Origin of the sequence: Pseudomonas sp. BNK-45 (assembly GCF_047456255.1) — a bacterium.
GTDB lineage: Bacteria > Pseudomonadota > Gammaproteobacteria > Pseudomonadales > Pseudomonadaceae > Aquipseudomonas.
Genome location: NZ_CP179909.1, coordinates 975,334 through 994,321 on the forward strand (window position 1 = coordinate 975,334; position 18,988 = coordinate 994,321).

Below are 18,988 nucleotides of genomic sequence, written 5' to 3' on the forward strand. Positions count from 1 at the left end.
CGCTGTTCCCGTGAACAGCACGGACATAACAACAAAAAACCGTCAAAGAGGCTTCACACTATGCGTAAACCAGAACTCGCCGCAGCCATTGCTGAAAAAGCGGACCTGACCAAAGAGCAGGCCAATCGCGTGCTCAACGCCATCCTTGAGGAAATCACCGGGGCTCTGCACCGTAAAGACAGCGTCACCCTGGTCGGTTTTGGTACGTTCCTGCAACGTCACCGTGGCGCCCGTACCGGCAAGAACCCGCAAACCGGCGAGCCGGTAAAGATCAAGGCCAGCAACACCGTGGCATTCAAACCGGGCAAGTCGCTGAAAGACAGCGTCAACCCATAAGCATTGCGCGGGCTCCCACAGCGGGAGCGCGCAGGGGAAAATAGGCACGCCGAGCGCATCGGGTGCCTATTTTTTTTGCCCGCCGCTGGCCCTTGCGCAGCTGTAGTGGCGTGGCTAGGATGCGCGATTGTTCGCTCGCGACCCAAGGCCAAGGATGACCCGCACCCCTGACAAAACCCCAGCATTGGCAGCCGCCCTTCGCTGCCTGGGGCGCTCCGGCGCAGCCGCCATGGCGCTGGGCTCGATCCTCGCCCTGAACCTGCCAGCGGCCTGGGCCGCCGGTGATTCGCGCCTCGGCCAGATCGGCTACCGCGAAGCCCTCAGCTGGTTCCACAGCCAGCAATACGACAGTCGCGGCTCCTGGCTCTGTGGCTACTCCCTGGCCCGCGAGGACTACAGCGTGCCAGCCAAGGCCCCGCGCCTGCTGGTGGAAGTGGACGAGCGCTATCTGTACCTCAAGAGCGGCGGCCAACTGCTGGAACTCACCGGTGGCGCCCAGGGCCCCGAGCGCAGCGAGTACCAGAATGCCGGTGCCCACATCCGCGTGACCCTGAACATCCTCAAGCGCAACAATTTCAGCGAGTACCAGGAGTCCCACGACCGCCAGGTGCTGGCGAAGATCGAGATGAACGACCAGGTCGAAACCCTCACCCTCAAGGGCCAGTCATGCGGTACTTGAGCTCCCTGGGCCTGAGTCTGCTGCTCACCGGCCCCAGCCTGCCGGCCCTGGCCGACGACGCCAACCCGGGCCAGGGCTGCTACGGCCACCTCACCGAAATGGTCAGGAGCAGCGATTTTCCCTACCGCGACTTCACCACCCCGGAGCGCCTCAAGCTGCTGATCGACCGCGATGATGGCGACCAGCTGAGCCTGCAGCTGTTCTACGAAACCTCCGGCAGCGGAATCATCGGCTGGGTCCGCTACGACGTGCCGCAGCAGGCCCTGTGGAATGTCAGCATCGATCCCGAGGAGCCTCAGGCCCTCCGGTTCGACCGGCGTTTTGCCCAGGCCTACGCGTCCTGCCTGAAGGCGCGCTGAGGGCGATCCGGGTGCCCCGCGGGGGCGAAAGCGATTGTTCAGAGTTGCCGACGGGTTCCTTGATTGTTGCCGGTCATTGCTTGAAAATCCGCCGCTGTCCGACCCCTAAGCATGGAACGCCTACCCCTTGTCCTCCTACCGTATTCAAGAAGCCGATCTCGATATTCCTGACGCCTGGCAGGACCAGAGCATCAACATCTTCAAGCTGCCGGCCGTGGGCGGCGCCCAGGAAGCCAGTTTCGTCATCAGCCGCGACCCGAGCCAGGGCGATGCCGCCTTCGCCGATTATGTCGCCGGACAACTGCGCTCCGCCGAACAGCAACTGCCGGGTTTCACCCTGATCAAGCGCTGGGACTTCGACATGCACGGCCACGCCTCGGTCCTGCTGGACTACAGCTGGAAACGCGAAGGTCGCGAGCTGATGCTGCGTCAGGTGTTCATCGAGCGTAAGCCGGCGGTGCTGATCACCACCCTGACCACCACGCAGCAAGACCTGGTGCACCACGAGCCGGCGTGGAAACAGGCCATGCAGAGCCTCAAGCCTCAGCCTTAGCGGGCCTGATCCCTTCGCTGAGACACGGGACCCAGATGAAATTCATCGATCTGTTTGTCAACCGCGAAGAGATGTTCTCCATGGGCATCGAAGAGCTCAGCGGCCAGTACTACGTCTCCTTCCCAGTCAGCCTCGGCGTGGTCGACTACGAGGAGTACTACGCCATCGATCGCGCGACCTTCGAGCGATTCGAGCAGGACCTGCCCGCCGCGTTGGCGTTCGTCACCCGCGTCAGACGGCGTGAGCTGGATCGGTTGCTGATCATCCAGCCGGGCACGAATCGCGGCTCGGCGATCTGAGCCGCTCTCCAGCAAGCGCTCAGCTCAGCGCTGCCAGGAGTTGCTTGTTGAACGACTCTTTCAGTTCCTGGTGGCTGGTGTAGCCCAGGGTCTGCTCGCTCAGAATCTTCGCCAGCGTTGCGTCGTCCGGTTGGATTGCGTTGGTTTTCAAGGCGATAAAAATCAGTGGAACCGGATAGGCGTAATACTTTGGCCTCTCGATGACATCGCTCACCAGTGCGGGGCTGACGTTGAAGAGGTTGAACAGGGCAGGCAGGTGAACATCCTGGAGCTGGCGCAGAATCACCTGGCAGGTATTTTCAATGCCTTGTTCTGTCACGGGCAGCAGTGGGCAGCCGTCTTTTTCGCTGACCGTCGACATGCAGTAGAGCAATTTCGGATTGGCCAGGTTGGACGGGTAGGGTGGGCTTATCCGCTCGATCTCCGCCTGCAGGGCTGGGTGTTCGACGAAGATGATGATTTCGTAGGCGCGGGTGTTGGCCAGGTACTCGAAATGCAAGGTCGCCACGGCGCCCGATTCTTTCTGGGTAATCAGCACTTTGTTCCGGGTGACTTTCACCCCGGGATAACCCGCGAGCTCGCGCTTCAAGAAAAGCTGGAGCGCCTTTTCGAAGTGGCTGCGCAATTGATGGGTGCCTGCTTTCATTTCTTAATGGGTCCTTCAATCATGAAACGGCGGTACGACGATCCGCCACGACCGTCGTTGAGCCCGATGTACAGGCCTCTGCTCACTTGCCGAACGCGGCATTGATCTCCTTGAGGCTATGGCTGTAGTGCTTTTTCTTCGGATGGAAGTAGACCTCTTTCAGGCTCTTGGAGGTCAGCAGCGGGCTCATGTCGCCGTCTTTCAGGTCCCAGAATTGCAGTGAGCTCAGGCGCTCCATTGCCGGGGCGAACGACACCGAGTCGAGCTCGGAAATGAACACCTCCTCAACGGTCTTGTTTTCCGACAGGAATCCGTCGTCCCGTAACTGGCTGCATTTTTCGACGTGCAGGGTCTTCAGGCTCTTGAGCGCGTTGATGGCGCTGATATCGAGCATCTTCGGGCTGTGCTGGATCTGAATCGATGCCAGCTCGTCCAGCGTCTCGAGGCCGGCCAGTCGCTCGATGTTGCCGCCGCTGATTCGCAGTTCCTGCAGCGCGCTGAGCTTCGAGAGAAACCCGCAATCCTGATTCTTCACCGCCACCAGCAGCAGGTGCTTGAGCCGGGGCAGTTCCAGGGGCTCCAGCGCTTCGTCGGCGCCGGTGATGTAGAGCGTCTCCAGGCTGGGCAGTCGCGAGAAGTCGATACGTTCCTTGAGGTAGGGGATCGACAGCAGCTTCAGCTGCGGCAACGCGTACAGCGGGCTCAAATCCACCTGCTTCAGGTCGAGGTCGTCCGACAGGTCCAGCGCTTGCACGCCGCTGTGCCCATTCAGCGCACTCAGGTCCAGCGGCGCACCCTTGGCCGCTTTGGCAGAGCCCATGACCCGGAGGTTGGCGTAGCCCTTCTTGCTGGCGTATTCGATACCTGCGGCGAACTGCTGGGCCGGTATTTCCAGGGCGTTTATGTCCTCGTTGTAGCTGAATTGCTTCATGACTTGCTCCCACATGATCCGGATTTCTTGAAGTGGTTGCCCAACTTCGAGCGGTTCAAGCAGGACCTGCCCGCCGCGCTGGCATTGGTCACCCGCGCCAGAAGGCGCGATCTGGATCGGTTGCTGATCATCCAGCCGGGCAAGAATCGCGGCTCGGCGATCTGATCGGATGCCCCCAGGCGCTCAGGCATTGTTCCGATAAGGCACGAAACGCCGTTCGGCGCTGTACAGCCCCAGTCCCTTGTCACCCTTGAAGCCAGTGTCGATCAAGCGGTCGGCCAGGGTTGCGCTGATCAACAAGTCGCCGGACTCCGGCTCCCGGGCGATCTGGCCCATGCCTGGGGCGCTTTCGAGAAACCAGGTCTTGTTGAAGTAGAGCAGGGTGCCGTCATCGTCGCGCTCCGCTTCGGAGCGCGCGTGGTCGATGGCCTTGACGGCCTGGATGGCGTTGACGATGTAGTACGGCTGGCTGACCTCCTGGTGGTCGGCCACCAGGCGCAAGGGCTGGATCAGCTCGACATCGGCCGGCGCCTGCTGGCGGAGAAAGTCCGCCAGGCGCGCCGACACCAGGGGAATGCCCCCCAGCAGCCACAGGCAATCATGCTCCAGCAGCTTCTTGGCCTTGCACTGGAAAAACACCGGCGGCGTGTCCATTGCCTTTGGATACGGCTGCCCGGCGAGCAGGGCCAGGTAATCGAAACTGGAGCCCGGGGTTTGATAGGCACCGCTCTCGACGTCGTAGGAGCCGATCAACTTCGGGTTGTATTGGATCGGAGGTTTCCAGCTCAAGATCATCATCTGTTCCTACTGGTAATAGACTCCCGGCCAGCCTTGAACCCTGTCAGCTGCCGCGCTGCCAATGCAGGTGCTCACCGATCATGACCGTCGACAGGTTCTGATCCGGGTCATAGCCGAGGTCATAGTCGAGCTGCTTGAACCAACTGGTGGCGAAGGTCGAGGCCCTGGCGACACGCCCGGCTTGCAACTGGTCGACGCGGACGTACCAGTTGTTGGGTGGCGTGACGGACAGGTAGTGGTTCAGGTTGTCGGCGCTAAAGGTCCAGCACAGGGACAGCAGGCGCGACTCCGCCGGTCGTGCTTCATAAATGTGCGCGCTGACGATCAGGGCCTTGCCATCGAACAGATGGCGATAGCGGACGTTTTCACCGTAGGTGGTCACGTCCTTGTCAAAGCGGCTGATGCTCAGGATCAGTTGTCCGTCGGCATCGAAACCATAGGCCTGCAGATTCTTCGATTCACGGCTGGCCTTGCTCAGCGACGCCAGGGGTTTTCCCTCCTTGCTGACGCTGGGTATCAAGCGTTCAAAGGGGATGAGCTCCAGGGTCGGGCCTAGGGAATACTCCCAGCGGACCACGGCTTGCCTGATCGCCTGATAGTGCTGGTGAACTTGCGGCTCATAACGCTTGAACAGCTCGCCGAGGGTGTTGCGCCGGCTTTCAAGCTCCGGGTTGTGCATGACATTCATTGGGTTATTTCCCCCCGCAGGCGTTGAAGGATTTTTTCCACGAGCCGTTTTCCATTCTTCCCGTGATGTTGGCAAGCACGTTTCTCATGTTCAGATTCTTGCGCTTGGCGGATTTGAGGATCTTGTACAGCAGCTTGTCGTTTTCCTTGCCGTGAATATGGGTTCCACCGTGATAGTTGCCTGCCGCCTTCGCCGCGTCCTTGCCTGGGTGCCCAGGCTGGGCCAGTTGGTTGGGGTGCGTGCCCCAGAGCCTTGCACCGTTCTCTGGGATATCCGGGTGCAGCTTGGCGTCTTCGAGGATCTTGCGTGAGTTCTTGGCGTAGATATTGGTCGCATTCTCCTTGATCGCATGGTGCGGGGTTTGTCCCGGTGCCAGCGGTCGCCCGGCATTGGCCATGTTCTTGCCGAGTTCCTCGGCGGTCAGGCCCAGGGGATCAATCCAGATGGCCGTGTTAGGCCCATAGAGATAGAGGTTGAACCCACCTTCCAGGCCAATCGGGTCAGGTGTGGTAAAGCGACCAATATCCGGGTCATAGAAACGCAAGGTGTTGTAGTGCAACCCGGTTTCCCGATCCAGGTACTGTCCCTGGAATCTCAGGTTCTGCTCTTCGAGGAAATGGGCTTCGCGCTGTTCTTCGAGACAGTTGCCCCAGACCTGATAACGAGCCTGCCACAGCACCTGCCCATCGACTTCCGTCAACTGCTCGGGTAGGCCGTTGAGGTCATTGTGGTAATAGCGGACCTTTTGTTGTGCGCCGACACCATCGACTCGCGCCAGCACTTCATAGCCCTCGTCGGCATACAGATAGAGGCTGCTCAGGCCGTTTTTCTGCTCCTGCAGCAGGCGTAAGCCGTTCCAGGTGAAACGGGTTTCGTTCAGTACCTGACCCTGAGGGTCGAGTTCGATCTTTTCGGTCCGCCGCCCCAGTGGGTCATAGCCCATGCGCACCAGGGTTTCCCGGGCGCCATCCTGGGTACGTACTTCCACCAGTCGATGTTCCGCGTCATAGCGCAGGTGCTGGATGCGTCGGCTGCCGCTGCGCTTTTCCACTACCCGGCCAAAGGCGTCGTAGCGATAGCGTTTGTCCTGGTAGGTCAGCAGCTTGTTGTGGACCACCAGCCCGGCCCCGGCTTGCGGTCCGTCCAGCAGGTTGGCCGCGGCATCGTAGGCAAAAGTTTCGCTGGTGCCTTGTGGGCTGTCTTGGCTGGCCATGATGCGGCCAGTGGCATCGTAGTGCAGCAACTGCCGGTGCTCGCCCTGGGGGAGGCGATCGACGCGCCCCACCAGCTGATTGGCGGGATCGTAAGCGAACTGCCGTTCTCGGGAGGCCGACAATAGTTGCTGCTGGCCCGTGGGGCGCCGCATGCGCGAGCGCAAGCGGCCGGTGCGGTCGTATTCGCTGTGGGTGCTGATCCGCCCCTGGGTGCGCAGGACTTCGCGGTGCAAGCGATCACGCTCGAAGTCGCTGATGAGCTGGCCGTCGAGGTTGATCTGATGCAGATGACCGCTGCCGTAATACAGCCGGTTGATCCAGCGCCCATCGGCCAGTTGGGTCTGGGTCAAGTTGCCCAGTTCGTCGTAATGGTGGCGCAACTCACCCGCTGCGCTTTGCTCCGTCAGAAGCTGGCCCAGGGCATTGTAGGTAAAGCCCAATGAGCGGCTCTGGCCATGCTGGTCGGTGAAGGTGGCGCCGAGTAGTTGATTCAGCGGGTCGTAGAGGTACTCGCTGCGGCCATCGTCGGTGACCTTGGCGACCATGCGCCCCACCGCATCGCGTTCGAACAGGTGGACGATAGGGGGGCTGGGGGGTGAGGCTGAATCACCGTCCTGGGGCGCTGGGGCGAACTCCATCCTGACGGCGTTATCCAGGGGGTCGTAGGCAAAACGCCGAGCACTGCCGTCGAGGTCGCGCTGCTCCAGCAGTCGATCGGCGGCGTCCCAGGTGAAGCGGTAGCTCTCGGCGTTCTCGTTGGTCAGCGTCTGCAGGCGCCCGTAAGTGTCGTAGGTGAAGTGGACGCGCCGGCCATGGGCATCGATGCGCACCTGGAGCTTGCCGCGCCGATCGTATTCGTAGCGGCTGCTGTGTCCCGCCGGATCGGTGTAGCAAAGCAATTGACCGGCGGTGTTGCGCTGGTACTGCTCGATGCGGCCGTCGGCCAGTTGAATGCTTAGCAGGCGCCCCTGTGGGTCGTGTTCGAAGGTCTGGCGCTCACCGAGGGCATCGGTCGCCACCTGAAGATAGCCGTGGCGGTCATAACTGAAACGTGTGGGGTAGCCCGAGCAGTCGACGTATTTGAGTAACTGGCCCAGGTCATTCCAGGTCAGTTGCTTGCGCTTGCCACCGGCATCGATGATTTCCACCACCCGCCCATGATGGTCGTAGCGATAGCGGGTGCTATTGCCCAGCGGGTCGGTTTCGCCAATGCAATTGCCACGCTTGTCGTACTGGTAGCTCCAGCTGTTGCCGGCGGCATCGGTTTCTGTCAGCGGCAGCGACCAATGCTCAAGCCACAGGGTCGATTCGTTGCGGCCCAGGGGATCGATATGGCTACACAGGTTGCCGGTTTCGTCGTAGCCGTATTGGTACTGGCCGCCTTGCGGGTCCGTGGCGCCGAGTAACTGGCGCTCTTCGTTCCACTGGAACCGCCAGACCTGGCCAAGCTTGTCCTGGTATTCGGTGATCTGGTGCTGAGGGTTCCATTTGCGCAGGCTCTGACGCTGCAGACCATCGGTGATGCGGGTAATACCGGCTTGCAGGTCGTAGTCGAAATGGTACTCGTCACCGGCGTCGGTCCAGTGCCGGACTACGCGCCATTCGCGCTCATCGACCCGGGCCCAGGCATAAAAACAACGCAAGCCGGTGGGCAGTTGATGCTCCACCATGCGCCGCTGCGGGTCATAGGCAAAGCGTCGGCTGACTTGGCCACTGGTATCGCGCACCTGGACGAGATTGCCCTGGGTATCGTAGTCATAACTGGCCAGGACCTCGCGCTGCTGGTCGGCGTGCAGCCGCTCGATCCGCGCCAGCCGTCCTGGCCATTGGTTGCTGGGAATCAGCTCCACCTGGAGCAGGTCGAAACTGTCCCGCAGGCGGGTGATGCGTCCACTCGGGTCGTATTCGAGATGGATCCGGTTGTCGTTGCGATCCCCCAGCAGGCTCAGGCGCAGTCGCAACGGGTTGCCGGGGCTGGGCTCGAACAGCCGATACACGCCATCGCTGCTTTCGATCAGCAAGCGGCCATCGGTATTGCGCCTTACGCTCAGGCCGGTTCCGGGGCTGAACATGGCGCCACCCGGAGCAATCGAGCCCATGTCGATCTGGCGTCCCTGCTCATCGGTGTAAAGCAGCCGTTCGCCTCCCTCGGGATGCGTCTCGATCTGTACGCTGACTTCGAAGGGCACGCTCCAGCCGGTCCCGAACAGGCCGTCCTGGCGTTCATCGCGACTGTTGTAGAAGCGCTGCCAGGTGATCGGCAGCATGCCGGGGAGGACGAAGTCCAGGTCATCCTCGCCACCTAGCACCTTGGCCCCGGTCGCGGCATGCACCGGATTCGGCGAGCCGGCGATAGCCTGGGTCAGCGCATTGGTCGCCTGGCTGACGACAAACGAATTGACCCCGGCCATCAGCATGCACGGCAGGTTGCTGAGGAACTTGCCCTTGCCGCCCTTGAGCATCATCAGCGCGCTCACCGCCAGGCCAACCCCCGGGGTCTTGCCGCTGCGGATCTCGCGCACCACCACCGAGCCGCCACCGATGGTTACGTCGGGGGAGATCGGTCCGGCGGACACCACCTTGGCGTCGCAGGTGCTGCGGTCGCCGCTGCGCACCGCCGGCTGGCCGTCGATGCTGACCTTCTCCGAGCCTTCGGCCAGGTACTGCAGGGGCATCGGCGGGTGCTTGGTGCAGGTCACCAGGTCCAGTTCCTTGGTCTGCGAGCCGGGCGCCGGGGAGGCCACGGTGGGCCGCCACATCTGCGAGAAGAATTCCTTGGCCATGTCGAGAAAGCCCGGGCCTTCTTCCGGGGTCGCCGAAGGGGTGTCGGTGGCTTCGCCTTCTTCGGCGCCGTCGCCGTTGATATGCGACGGCGGGGCGATACCGGCCGCGCGGGCCGCCGGTTTGTTGTTGGTCAGGACCTTTTTCGAACCGCTGGCGATGGTGGCCTGGATCGAGGGCGGGAACAGGGCATTGGCGATGCCCTCGCATAAATTGCTCAGGCCCTTGTCGGCGCCGGTCTTGCTCATGACCACGCCGACCACCACGCCCACCACCAGCCCCAGTACGCAGGCACCGAGGCCGCCGGTGGCCACGGTGATGCCCGCCGCCGCGGCCACCGCCATGGTCGCCAGGGCGCCGATGGCGACGTTGGCCGCCACCTCCAGCACACCGCCGAGGATGTCGGCCATCATCGAGGTGTGTTCCAGCCCGTCGCCCAGTCGGGCGGCCCACAGCGCGTCAGACATGCCCCGGTCTCAGCCCAGCACCAGGCTGTGCTTGATCTGCGCCCAATGCGCGGCTTCGGCGTCGCCGAGTTTCTGCGCCTTGACGTAGCTCATGGCGAGCATCTGCCGGGTGCCCGGCAGCACCAGGGCCAGCTGGAACTGGAACACCTTTTCGCTGCCCTTGCTGAACTGGCTGCGCAGCTCCAGGCCCGGAATGTCCTGGGCCGGGCCCAGCAGCACCGGCTGCGGACCCTTGACCCGCAGTTCCTGCACTTGCTGTTCCAGCCGCTGCAGCTGGCTGGCCAGGCTGCTCTCCAGGGTTTCGCCGTCGCCCAGCAGGCTGCGGCTGACGATCAGCGAAGTGCCCAGGGCCGGGAACTTGAGGATGTTGATCGAGGCGTCCTGCAGTTCGCCGGCAGGGGGCTGGAACTGCAATTCATTGAGGCGATAGGTCATGGCATGGGCATCCGTTCGTTAGCCTTTGGGGGCGGAAAAGGGGGCTTTGGCCTTGGCGCTGATGGCGCCCTGCACACCCTGGCCCTCGGTGGTGGTGCCCGGGCCGCCGCCGTTGTTCAGGTGCAGCACGCCACCGGTATTGATCTCGGCATCGGCCGAGGCATGCACGCTGATGTTGACCCCGCACAGGTTGATCTGGCCGCTGGCATTGAGCTCCAGGATGCTGGCCCCGCACACCAGGCGCAGGCGTTCGCCGACCTCGATCACGTAGCTCTGGCCGATGCTGTCGAGCTTCTTCTCGCCCACCGTCAGCTCATCCACGTGCTGGACGATGCGCGTGCGCTTGTTGCCGATGGTCACGTACTCGTCGTGGCCGATGCTCTTGTTGCGGTTGTTGCCCACCGAGTGGCTTTCGTTGACCTCGACCACGATGTCCTGGTTGCGCTCGGCGTGGATGTACAGCTGCTCGGCGCCTTTTTTGTCTTCCATGCGGATTTCGTTGAAGTTGGCCGGGCTGCCGCCCTTGCTCGACCGGCTCTTCATGCCGCTCTGGGTAGCGTTGGCCGGCAGGTCGTAGGGCACGGTCTGCTCGGCGTTGTACACCCGGCCGGTGATGATCGGGCGGTCGGGGTCGCCTTCGAGGAAGCTGACGATCACTTCCTGGCCGATGCGCGGGATCTGCATCGAGCCCCAGTTCTTCCCGGCCCAGGCCTGGGACACGCGAATCCAGCACGAGCTGTTTTCGTTGGACTGGTCGTGGCGGTCCCAGTGGAAGTGCACCTTGACCCGGCCGTACTGGTCGGTCCAGATCTCCTCCCCGGCCGGGCCCACCACCCGCGCGGTCTGCGGGCCCTGGACCATTGGCTTGTGGGTGCTGGCCAGGGGCCGGAAGCTCTGCTGGGCATCGATGCAGGTCAGGTGGCTTTCGAACTGCGCCGAGCCGCCGCCACCGCCGGTTTCCAGGCTCTCCTGGACCACGTAGTAGCGGATGCCGACGATCAGGTATTCGCGGTTCTGGTCCTGGCGGCTGAAACCGCTGAGGGTGAACAGGTTGCCCACGCCCAGGCCCCGCGCGTTGCCGCTGAGCTCGATGCGCTCGTGCAGGCTCTGCAGGGCTTCGATGCGGGTCTGCGCGTAGTGCTCGCCGTCGCTGCTTTGCACGTAGGTGCCCGGGTAGTCATACAGCGGGTAGTCGCCGGCGGCGTGGGGCCGGGGCATGGCCGAGCGCACGTCGATGCGCGCGCTGGGGCGCTGGAAATCGTAGTCGTTGAGTTCCAGTGAGCCCGGCTGCACCTCCTGGGCCAGGTGCCAGTCGAACATGTGGTCGCGCTCGCGCTGCTGCTCGTCCCGTGGGTAGTAGGGCACGGTGGCATAGCCGGGCACGCTGCTGTGGGCGCCATAGGCGTCGGCCAGCACCAGCACGTGGCGGTCCTTCTCGTGGCGGAAGAAGTAGTAGATGCCTTCCTGCTCCATCAGCCGGCTGACGAAATCGAAGCTGGTTTCGCGGTACTGCACGCAGTACTCCCACTCCCGGTAGGGGCGGCTGAGGGCGTCTTCGAAATCGGAAAAGCCCAGGTCGCGGAACACCTGCTTGATGATCTGCGGGATGCTCAGGTGCTGGAAAATCCGGCAATCGGAGGTGCGGCTGAGCAGCCACAGCCAGGGCCGCAGGGTGACCTGGTAGCTGGCGAACTGGCCGCTGTCGATGTTCTGGCTGCAGCGCGCGACGATGCCGTGGAAGTGCCGCTGGCCACCGCCGTCCAGCTGCACGCTGAGGCCCATGGGCTTGCCCAGCAACTGGTTGAGGTCGATGTTGGCGTCACTGGAGGTCAGTTGCAGCTGGTAGTCGAACAGCCGCCCCAGCTCCTCGCCGCCGCCCATGCTCTTGAGCAGCAGGACGTCCGGTCCCAGGGGGCAGTTGACCTGTGCCAGTCGTGTGGATTGCTGAAATAACATCGTCAGTCTCGTTGAATGCGTGGTGTGCCAGGCCAGCCCCTTGTAGGAGCGAGCTTGCTCGCGAAGGCGCCAGGCTCATCACTGTGGCGCGCGCTTCGCTGGCAAGCCAGCTCCTACGGCGGGAGCGGGCTCAGGCCGGCTCGCTGAAGTCGTAGTGCAGTTCGTTGTCGCGCTGGCTGATGCGCACCCCGGCCAGTGCCTTGCCTTCGAGCATGCGGGTGAGGAACTCGCGGCTCATGTCCGGCAGCAGGCTGTTGGTGAGGATGGCGTCGATCATCCGCCCGCCGCTTTCGGTCTCGGTGCAGCGCGAGACGATCAGGTCGATGACCGCGTCGTCGAAGTCGAAATCCACCTTGTGGGTGCTTTCCACGCGCTTCTTGATCCGCCCCAGTTGCAGGCGGGTGATCGCCTTGAGCATCTCGTCGCTGAGCGGGTAGTAGGGGATGGTCACCAGGCGTCCTAGCAGCGCCGGCGGGAAGATCTCCAGCAACGGCTGGCGCAGGGCCTTGGCGATTTCCTCGGGCTCGGGCACCGCCTGCGGGTTCTTGCAGACGTTGGCGATCAGCTCGGTGCCGGCGTTGGTGGTGAGCAGGATCAGGGTGTTCTTGAAGTCGATCATGCGGCCTTCGCCGTCTTCCATGACGCCCTTGTCGAACACCTGGAAGAAGATCTCGTGCACGTCCGGGTGGGCCTTTTCCACCTCGTCCAGCAGCACCACGCTGTAGGGCTTGCGTCGCACCGCTTCGGTGAGCACGCCGCCTTCGCCGTAGCCGACGTAGCCTGGCGGGGCGCCCTTGAGGGTGGACACGGTGTGGGCTTCCTGGAACTCGCTCATGTTGATGGTGATGACGTTCTGCTCGCCGCCGTACATGGCTTCGGCCAGGGCCAGGGCGGTTTCGGTCTTGCCCACCCCGGAGGTGCCCGCCAGCATGAACACGCCAATCGGCTTGTTCGGGTTGTCGAGGCCGGCGCGGGAGGTCTGGATGCGCTTGGCGATCATCTGCAGGGCGTGGTCCTGGCCGATGATGCGTTTCTTCAGGTGCTGGTCGAGGTTGAGCACGGTTTCCAGCTCGTTGCGGGCCATGCGCCCCACCGGAATCCCGGTCCAGTCGGCGACCACCGAGGCCACCGCCTGATAATCCACGGTCGGCAGGATCAACGGGGTTTCGCCCTGCAGGGCGCTCAGGCGCTGCTGCAGGTCCACCAGCTTCTCGCGCAGGCCGTGGCTGTCGTCGCCGACGTCGCTGTCCACCAGGCCGACGTTCTCGCGCAGTTGGGCGCGGGTCGCCAGCAGTTCGTCGACCAGGGTCTTCTCTTGCGCCCAGCGGCTTTCCAGCTCGGCCAGGCGCTCGCGCTCGGCGGCCAGGAGGTTCTCGCTGTTGACCTGACGGTTGCCGATGGCCACGCCGATCGCCTGTTCCCGGGCGATGATCTGCAGCTCGGTTTCCAGGGCCTCGATGCGCCGGCGGCTGTCGTCCACTTCGGCCGGCACCGCGTGCAGGCTGATGGCGACGCGGGCGCAGGCGGTGTCCAGCAGGCTCACGGATTTGTCCGGCAGCTGGCGCGCCGGAATGTAGCGGTGGGACAGCTTGACCGAGGCTTCCAGGGCTTCGTCGAGGATCTGCACCTGATGGTGCTGTTCCATGGTCGAGGCCACGCCGCGCATCATCAGCAGCGCCTTGTCTTCCGAAGGCTCGGCCACTTGCACCACCTGGAAGCGCCGGGTCAGGGCCGGGTCTTTCTCGATGTGCTTCTTGTACTCGGCCCAGGTGGTGGCGGCCACGGTGCGCAGGGTGCCGCGGGCCAGGGCGGGTTTGAGCAGGTTGGCCGCGTCGCCGGTGCCGGCGGCGCCACCGGCGCCCACCAGGGTGTGGGCTTCGTCGATGAACAGGATGATCGGCTTGGGCGAGGCCTGGACGTCTTCGATGACCTGGCGCAGGCGCTGTTCGAACTCGCCCTTCATGCTGGCGCCGGCCTGCAGCAGGCCGACGTCGAGGCTGCGCAGCTCGACGTCCTTGAGCGCGGGCGGCACGTCGCCGGCGACGATGCGCAGGGCGAAGCCTTCCACCACCGCGGTCTTGCCGACCCCGGCCTCGCCGGTGAGGATCGGGTTGTTCTGCCGGCGGCGCATGAGGATGTCCACCAGTTGGCGGATCTCTTCGTCACGGCCGACGATCGGGTCGAGCTTGCCGCTGCGGGCCTGCTCGGTGAGGTCGACGGTGAAGCGCTTCAAGGCTTCCTGCTTGCCCAGGGCGCTGGGGGCCATGGCGCCGCTGGCTTCGCCGGGCACCGCCCCGGCATTGAAGCCGTCGCTGGCGCCGAGGGCGTTTTCCGGCGAGTCGCCGATGTATTCGTCAAAGCGCTCGCACAGGGTTTCGACCTTGATCTTGTCGAACTCCCGGGACAACCCCAGCAGCGCGTGGCGCAGGCTCGGGGTCTTGAGGATGCCGATCACCAGATAGCCGGTGCGCACCTGGCTTTCGCCGAACATCAGGCTGCCGTAGACCCAGCCGCGCTCCACGGCTTCCTCGACGTGGGACGACAGGTCGGTGATCGAGGTCGAGCCCCGTGGCAGGCGGTCCAGGGCTTCGGTCAGGTCCTTGGCCAGGCGCGCCGGCTCCAGGTTGAACTGGCGGATGATGCGGTGCAGGTCCGAGTCCGCAAGTTGCAGCAACTGGTGCAGCCAGTGGGCCAGTTCCACATAGGGGTTGCCCCGCAGTTTGCAGAAGACCGTGGCGGCTTCGATGGCTTTGTAGGCAACGCTGTTGAGTTTGCCGAACAGCGCCGCGCGACTGATTTCACCCATGCTCTGTGCTCCTTGGTGTACGTGAGGTAGTGGCCTGATCGGCGTAGTGCCGGGCCAGAATGAGGTCCTTGGCATCACTGCCGGGTTGACCGAGCCAGGTGTTGAAACCCAGGCGCTGGCGGCCGTTGAGTTGCAGCTTGGGCACTTCGTCCTTGAGCAGGACCAGGTTCAGGTCCCAGTCCAGTTCATGCCCCAGGTATTCGGCGACCCAGGCCACCAGTTCCTTGAACTGCTGGCCGTCGGGCAGCATCCCCAGGTACTCGTCGAGCTTGAGCGGACCCAGGCGGATGCGGAATTTGTGCTGGCGGTCCCAGACGTGGCTGCCCAGGCAGAAGTCCACCCCCAGCTGATGGGACTGCACCCCGAGCCGGCTGCGCTCGGGCAGCTCCAGCCACTGGCCGACGTATTCCTCGATCGCCACCGGCAGGCCGAAGTACTCGCCGATGATCGCTCGCAGGCCGTCGGGGTAGCGGGTCTGGGCCGCCAGATGGCCGCTGTAGTGCAGCTTGGCGGTGTCGGGGATCAGCCCCTGCCTGAGCAGGCTGGGCATGCCCCGGCCACTCAGGGCGGCGAGGCGCGCGGACCAGTAGTCGTCGTCCGGGCGGTCATGGCTCACCGTTGGCCGGGCTTCGGCCCAGGCCCGGTAGAACAGGCTCAGCAGGCGATGGTGGAACACATCGAGAAAGCGCTTGCTGGTGCTGTCGGCGTTGTTGCGCTGGCGCTCGCGCACGTACTCGGTGATGTGCAGCGGCAAGGGGCCGTTGGGCCCGCCGAGGCCGAAGAAGAACTGCTCCAGGCGGGTGGTCGCGCCGTCGCTGCCGGGGGTCACCGAAGCCAGGGTCGAGGGGGCGAAGGTGCAGTCGGCCTGCTGGCCCAGGCGCAGAGGATCGTCCGCCAGGCGCAGGGAGTGACCGAAGCGCGGCAGTTGCGGCGACAGGCATTCGATACGCCGCAGGGCCTGGAAGAAGTCGTACTCCCAGGGCTCGGCGTGCATCGCCGTCAGCGTATTCAAAGAGTCGGACGCCGTCCGGGCTTGGCTTTCCATCGCATGATCTCGCCGCGTTCGGTGGTACGGATCACCGTCTCGGTAAAACTGTTGATCGACACGTAACGTGCCAGGAAGCGCTCGAAGACCGCACCGAGCAGGAACACCCCGGTGCCGCGAAACGCGTTTTCATCGAATTCCAGGGTGATCTCCAGGCCTCGGCCAAAGACGATCGGCCCGGGCATCGGCAGGCGCCGGGTCACCGCCTTGCTGCTGACGTCCCGCAGGCCCTCGATCTGCAGTTGCAGGGCCGCGTCGTTGCTGTCGCCGTACAAGCGCAGCAGCTCGCGCAGGGCGGCCGCGCCCTGGCCCTGTTCGCTCAGGGACAGGTAGTTCAGCGACAGCTGGCTGATCAGGCGCCAGGCCTTGCCGTCGTGGGCGTGGCTGGGCCGGGGCCGGCTCGGTCCCGCCAGGCAGCGGATGGCCTGCACCGGGGCGCTGTCGGCCAGGGTGAAATCGGTCTTGCCACTGCCCACGTTCATGAACAGCGGCAGATCGCGGTTGGTGCACAGGGCACTGACCCCGAGCTGGCGCAGGTCGTGGCGGTAGGGCGCCTGCCGGCTGTCCACCAGGCTGACGAACGACTCGCTGCCGATGTAGGTCGAGCGTGGACCGTTGCGGCGCTGGTCGCTGGACAGCACCCGCGGCTCGCGGCGGACGATGTAGTAGGCCTGGTCGCGGCCGTAGCGGGACGGGTCGCGCACCGCGTAGAACGGCAGGAACGGCTGTTCCGGCCCGGTGCCGTGGCCGCTGATGGCGCTCAGCGAGTGCACTTCGAAATCCATCGGCCGGGTCCGGTCGGCGATCACATGGTGCTCGTTGACCCGATCGGACAGGTGGATGCGGTCCAGGCGCTTGGGAAACAGGTTGATCGCCGGGGTGCAGAAGGGCACGAACTGGGCGGCGCCGACGCTGCCTTCCAGGCTCTGCTCGAAGCGCTCGAAGAGCACGATCAGCTCCAGTTCCTGGCCGGCGCAACGTTGCACCGCGCGGCCCAGTTGGGCGAACTCGACGAACAGGAAGCGGTTGGGCAGGGCGAAGTATTCCTGCAGCAGGCGGTAGCCCTGGAACGCCTGGGGCACCACCGGCAGCGCCGCGTCGCGGTCATCGAACCCCCGTGAGCGCAGGGCGTCCTGGGGCAGGCGCTCGACCCAGTCGCCACCCGGAGCCCGGGCGAACACCGCGCAGGCGTTGCCCAGGAGTTGCTCGTAGAGACGGAACGGCAATTCGTCACTGCCGTTGAGGTACAGCGGCAACTGCTCCAGGGCCAGGCTGTTGAACGGCAGTTCGGCGCCGGTGCGCAGGGTCAGGCGCAGCCCGGCCTTGGCCTTGGGCTCGCTGGCGGCCAGGCGCCCGAGCACCGCCACCGGGTTGCCGAAGTACTCGGCCTGGGTGACTTGCAGCGGCCACAGGGTCACCGGGTGCGCGGTGCGGTATTCGCAGCAGGTCTGGGTGTCGCGACCCAGGGCGGCGCGCAGGCTGGTGTTGCGCTCCAGGGTAAAGCCGCTGCTCAGGGAGCCTTCGTCGGGATCGGCCTGCAATTGCACCACGGTCATCGACGGGGTCGGTGCCAGGTAGTGCGGGTAGGCGATCTCCAGCAGGTTGTGGGTGAAGGTCGGGTACTCGGCATCGAGCTTGAGCTGCACCCGTGCCGTCAGATAGGCGAAGCCCTCTAGAAGGCGCTCGACATAAGGGTCGGCGCAGTCCATGCCCGACAGGGTCAGGCGGCTGGCGATCTTCGGGTATTCCTTGGCGAACTCCGCGGCGCTTTCGCGCACGTGGTGCAGTTCCTGGTTGTACAGCTCCAACAGGCGCGGATTCATGGGCGCCTCCGGGAATCGGCATGCACCACCCGTACATGGCCGGATTCCAGGTCCATGTCGGTTTGCAGCAGCAGGCGCAGGGGCATCGGCTGGGCCCACAGATCGCCCTCGATCTCGAAGCTCAGGGCGTTGTGGTTCATCTCGCCAGGGGCGGTGCGCGCGCGAACCCGCAGGGTGCTGCGCAGGATGCGTGGTTCGAAGGTGGCGATGGCCTGGTGGATCAGGGTCTCCAGGGCCGGGATATCGATGCTCGACGCGCTGTACCCGGCCAGGGCCGGCAGGCCGTAGTTGACCACCGACGTACCGGCGGGGGTGTGCAGGGTGGCGTCGGCTTCCAGCAGCGACGTGGTATTGAGCAGCCATGCCAGATCGCGCAGTACCGAGGCCTTGAGTTGGCTCAGGGACAGCACGCGTTTGTCCGGGCTTTCTTTCAGGTTGCCGGGTTCATCGTCGGTCAGACGATCCAGCAAAGAGGGTTGCAAGCGATCGCGGGCGGCGATGTCGGTTACCAAAGGGTTCGCTCCAGGATCGGATGGCGCAGGCATGACGTCACGAAAAGGGGCATAACCAAAGACTCACGAGGACCTGGTCCTCGCCAGCCGTCCCCGCCTCGTGCCGGGCACGAAGGGCGGGGCGGGTCGGTCGCGGCCCGCAGGCCGCGACCGCAGCGGATCAGCGCTTGGTGTTCGAGCGGATGTTCCAGCCGTACTTGATCGGGCCGCCGTCCTTGGTGCCGTCGGCTTTCTGTGGCTGGTACTCGACCATCACCTGAGCGAAGTTCAGGGTGATGTTTTCGGTCAGGCGGTCATCGCTGCCCGAACCGCCGGTGCTCAGCGAGGTGATCAGCACTTCTTCCAGGTCGATGATCATGTACTCGACCTGGCTTTCGCCGCCGGCCTTGCGCACGGTCAGGCGCACCTTGTCGATGTGCTTGCCGCTGGAGCAATGCATCATCAGGTTCGGCGATGCCTTGTCGACGTACTTGGTCAGCGACAGGTCCTGGATGTTCACCTTGCCCGCGCCGCCGCCACCGCCGACGTGCATGTTGCCGGACTGGGACATGCCCCAGCTCCAGTTCAGCACGTCGATCTCGTCCTTGTGGGCTTTGTCCATGGACTCGCCCTTGATGTCACCGATCTTGATGAAAATATCAACAGCCATGTTTTCTCCCT

Annotated in this window: 18 protein-coding genes; 6 read left to right on the forward strand and 12 right to left on the reverse strand. The window is 64.1% G+C overall.

What is annotated here, in order from left to right; genetic code table 11:
- The first annotated feature begins 60 nt into the window (after window positions 1-60).
- From ACMGG8_RS04450 to ACMGG8_RS04470, 5 genes are all read left to right on the forward strand, one after another.
- On the forward strand, window positions 61-336 hold the full coding sequence (locus ACMGG8_RS04450; protein WP_011064269.1) for an HU family DNA-binding protein: 276 nt from the start codon (window positions 61-63) through the stop codon (window positions 334-336).
- Window positions 337-520: 184 nt separating this feature from the next.
- Window positions 521-1,015 carry a hypothetical protein gene (locus ACMGG8_RS04455; RefSeq protein WP_231978989.1) on the forward strand — a complete coding sequence of 165 codons (495 nt, stop codon included), beginning with the start codon at window positions 521-523 and terminating at the stop codon, window positions 1,013-1,015.
- On the forward strand, window positions 1,003-1,374 hold the full coding sequence (locus tag ACMGG8_RS04460; protein WP_060844981.1) for a hypothetical protein: 372 nt from the start codon (window positions 1,003-1,005) through the stop codon (window positions 1,372-1,374). Before ACMGG8_RS04455 ends, ACMGG8_RS04460 begins: the two co-directional genes overlap by 13 nt.
- Window positions 1,375-1,501: 127 nt before the next feature.
- A complete protein-coding gene (locus ACMGG8_RS04465; RefSeq protein WP_414159233.1) occupies window positions 1,502-1,927 on the forward strand; it encodes a DcrB-related protein in 426 nt (141 codons plus the stop codon).
- Window positions 1,928-1,962: 35 nt separating this feature from the next.
- A complete protein-coding gene (locus tag ACMGG8_RS04470; RefSeq protein WP_108545003.1) occupies window positions 1,963-2,226 on the forward strand; it encodes a hypothetical protein in 264 nt (87 codons plus the stop codon).
- Window positions 2,227-2,245: 19 nt separating this feature from the next.
- Here the strand turns inward: ACMGG8_RS04470 and ACMGG8_RS04475 are convergent, their stop codons facing one another.
- Window positions 2,246-2,872 (reverse strand): hypothetical protein, encoded by a 627-nt coding sequence (locus tag ACMGG8_RS04475; protein ID WP_414159234.1) that lies wholly within the window; start codon window positions 2,870-2,872, stop codon window positions 2,246-2,248.
- A gap of 82 nt (window positions 2,873-2,954) precedes the next feature.
- Entirely contained in the window at window positions 2,955-3,803 is an 849-nt protein-coding gene (locus ACMGG8_RS04480) for a hypothetical protein (protein ID WP_414159235.1), read from the reverse strand.
- Between the two features lie 27 nt (window positions 3,804-3,830).
- On the opposite strand from ACMGG8_RS04480, the gene ACMGG8_RS04485 reads away from it, so the two are divergent.
- Window positions 3,831-3,968, forward strand: coding sequence for a hypothetical protein (locus ACMGG8_RS04485; protein ID WP_162492864.1), 138 nt, complete (start codon window positions 3,831-3,833; stop codon window positions 3,966-3,968).
- An 18-nt stretch (window positions 3,969-3,986) separates the two neighbouring features.
- Here the strand turns inward: ACMGG8_RS04485 and ACMGG8_RS04490 are convergent, their stop codons facing one another.
- From ACMGG8_RS04490 to ACMGG8_RS04535, 10 genes are all read right to left on the reverse strand, one after another.
- Entirely contained in the window at window positions 3,987-4,592 is a 606-nt protein-coding gene (locus ACMGG8_RS04490; protein WP_129405884.1) for an imm11 family protein, read from the reverse strand.
- A 52-nt stretch (window positions 4,593-4,644) separates the two neighbouring features.
- Complete coding sequence (locus ACMGG8_RS04495) at window positions 4,645-5,289, reverse strand: hypothetical protein (protein ID WP_146189190.1); 645 nt, start codon at window positions 5,287-5,289, stop codon at window positions 4,645-4,647.
- A 4-nt stretch (window positions 5,290-5,293) separates the two neighbouring features.
- Entirely contained in the window at window positions 5,294-9,751 is a 4,458-nt protein-coding gene (locus ACMGG8_RS04500) for an RHS repeat-associated core domain-containing protein (RefSeq protein WP_414159236.1), read from the reverse strand.
- A gap of 9 nt (window positions 9,752-9,760) precedes the next feature.
- Window positions 9,761-10,186, reverse strand: coding sequence for a DcrB-related protein (locus tag ACMGG8_RS04505; RefSeq protein WP_060844974.1), 426 nt, complete (start codon window positions 10,184-10,186; stop codon window positions 9,761-9,763).
- An 18-nt stretch (window positions 10,187-10,204) separates the two neighbouring features.
- On the reverse strand, window positions 10,205-12,142 hold the full coding sequence (locus ACMGG8_RS04510) for a type VI secretion system Vgr family protein (protein WP_060841745.1): 1,938 nt from the start codon (window positions 12,140-12,142) through the stop codon (window positions 10,205-10,207).
- Window positions 12,143-12,272: 130 nt separating this feature from the next.
- Window positions 12,273-14,948, reverse strand: a complete 2,676-nt coding sequence (gene tssH / locus ACMGG8_RS04515; RefSeq protein WP_129405887.1) for a type VI secretion system ATPase TssH — start codon at window positions 14,946-14,948, stop codon at window positions 12,273-12,275.
- The gene (gene tssG / locus ACMGG8_RS04520) at window positions 14,941-15,993 is read right to left on the reverse strand and encodes a type VI secretion system baseplate subunit TssG (RefSeq protein WP_108545005.1); all 1,053 of its coding nucleotides are present in this window, start codon (window positions 15,991-15,993) and stop codon (window positions 14,941-14,943) included. The genes tssH and tssG overlap by 8 nt, the downstream gene beginning before the upstream one ends.
- Window positions 15,957-17,816, reverse strand: a complete 1,860-nt coding sequence (gene tssF / locus ACMGG8_RS04525; protein WP_060841742.1) for a type VI secretion system baseplate subunit TssF — start codon at window positions 17,814-17,816, stop codon at window positions 15,957-15,959. Before tssF ends, tssG begins: the two co-directional genes overlap by 37 nt.
- Entirely contained in the window at window positions 17,813-18,328 is a 516-nt protein-coding gene (tssE, locus tag ACMGG8_RS04530) for a type VI secretion system baseplate subunit TssE (protein WP_060841741.1), read from the reverse strand. The genes tssF and tssE overlap by 4 nt, the downstream gene beginning before the upstream one ends.
- 160 nt (window positions 18,329-18,488) lie before the next feature.
- Window positions 18,489-18,977 carry an Hcp family type VI secretion system effector gene (locus tag ACMGG8_RS04535; protein WP_011064257.1) on the reverse strand — a complete coding sequence of 163 codons (489 nt, stop codon included), beginning with the start codon at window positions 18,975-18,977 and terminating at the stop codon, window positions 18,489-18,491.
- Window positions 18,978-18,988: the final 11 nt, after the last annotated feature.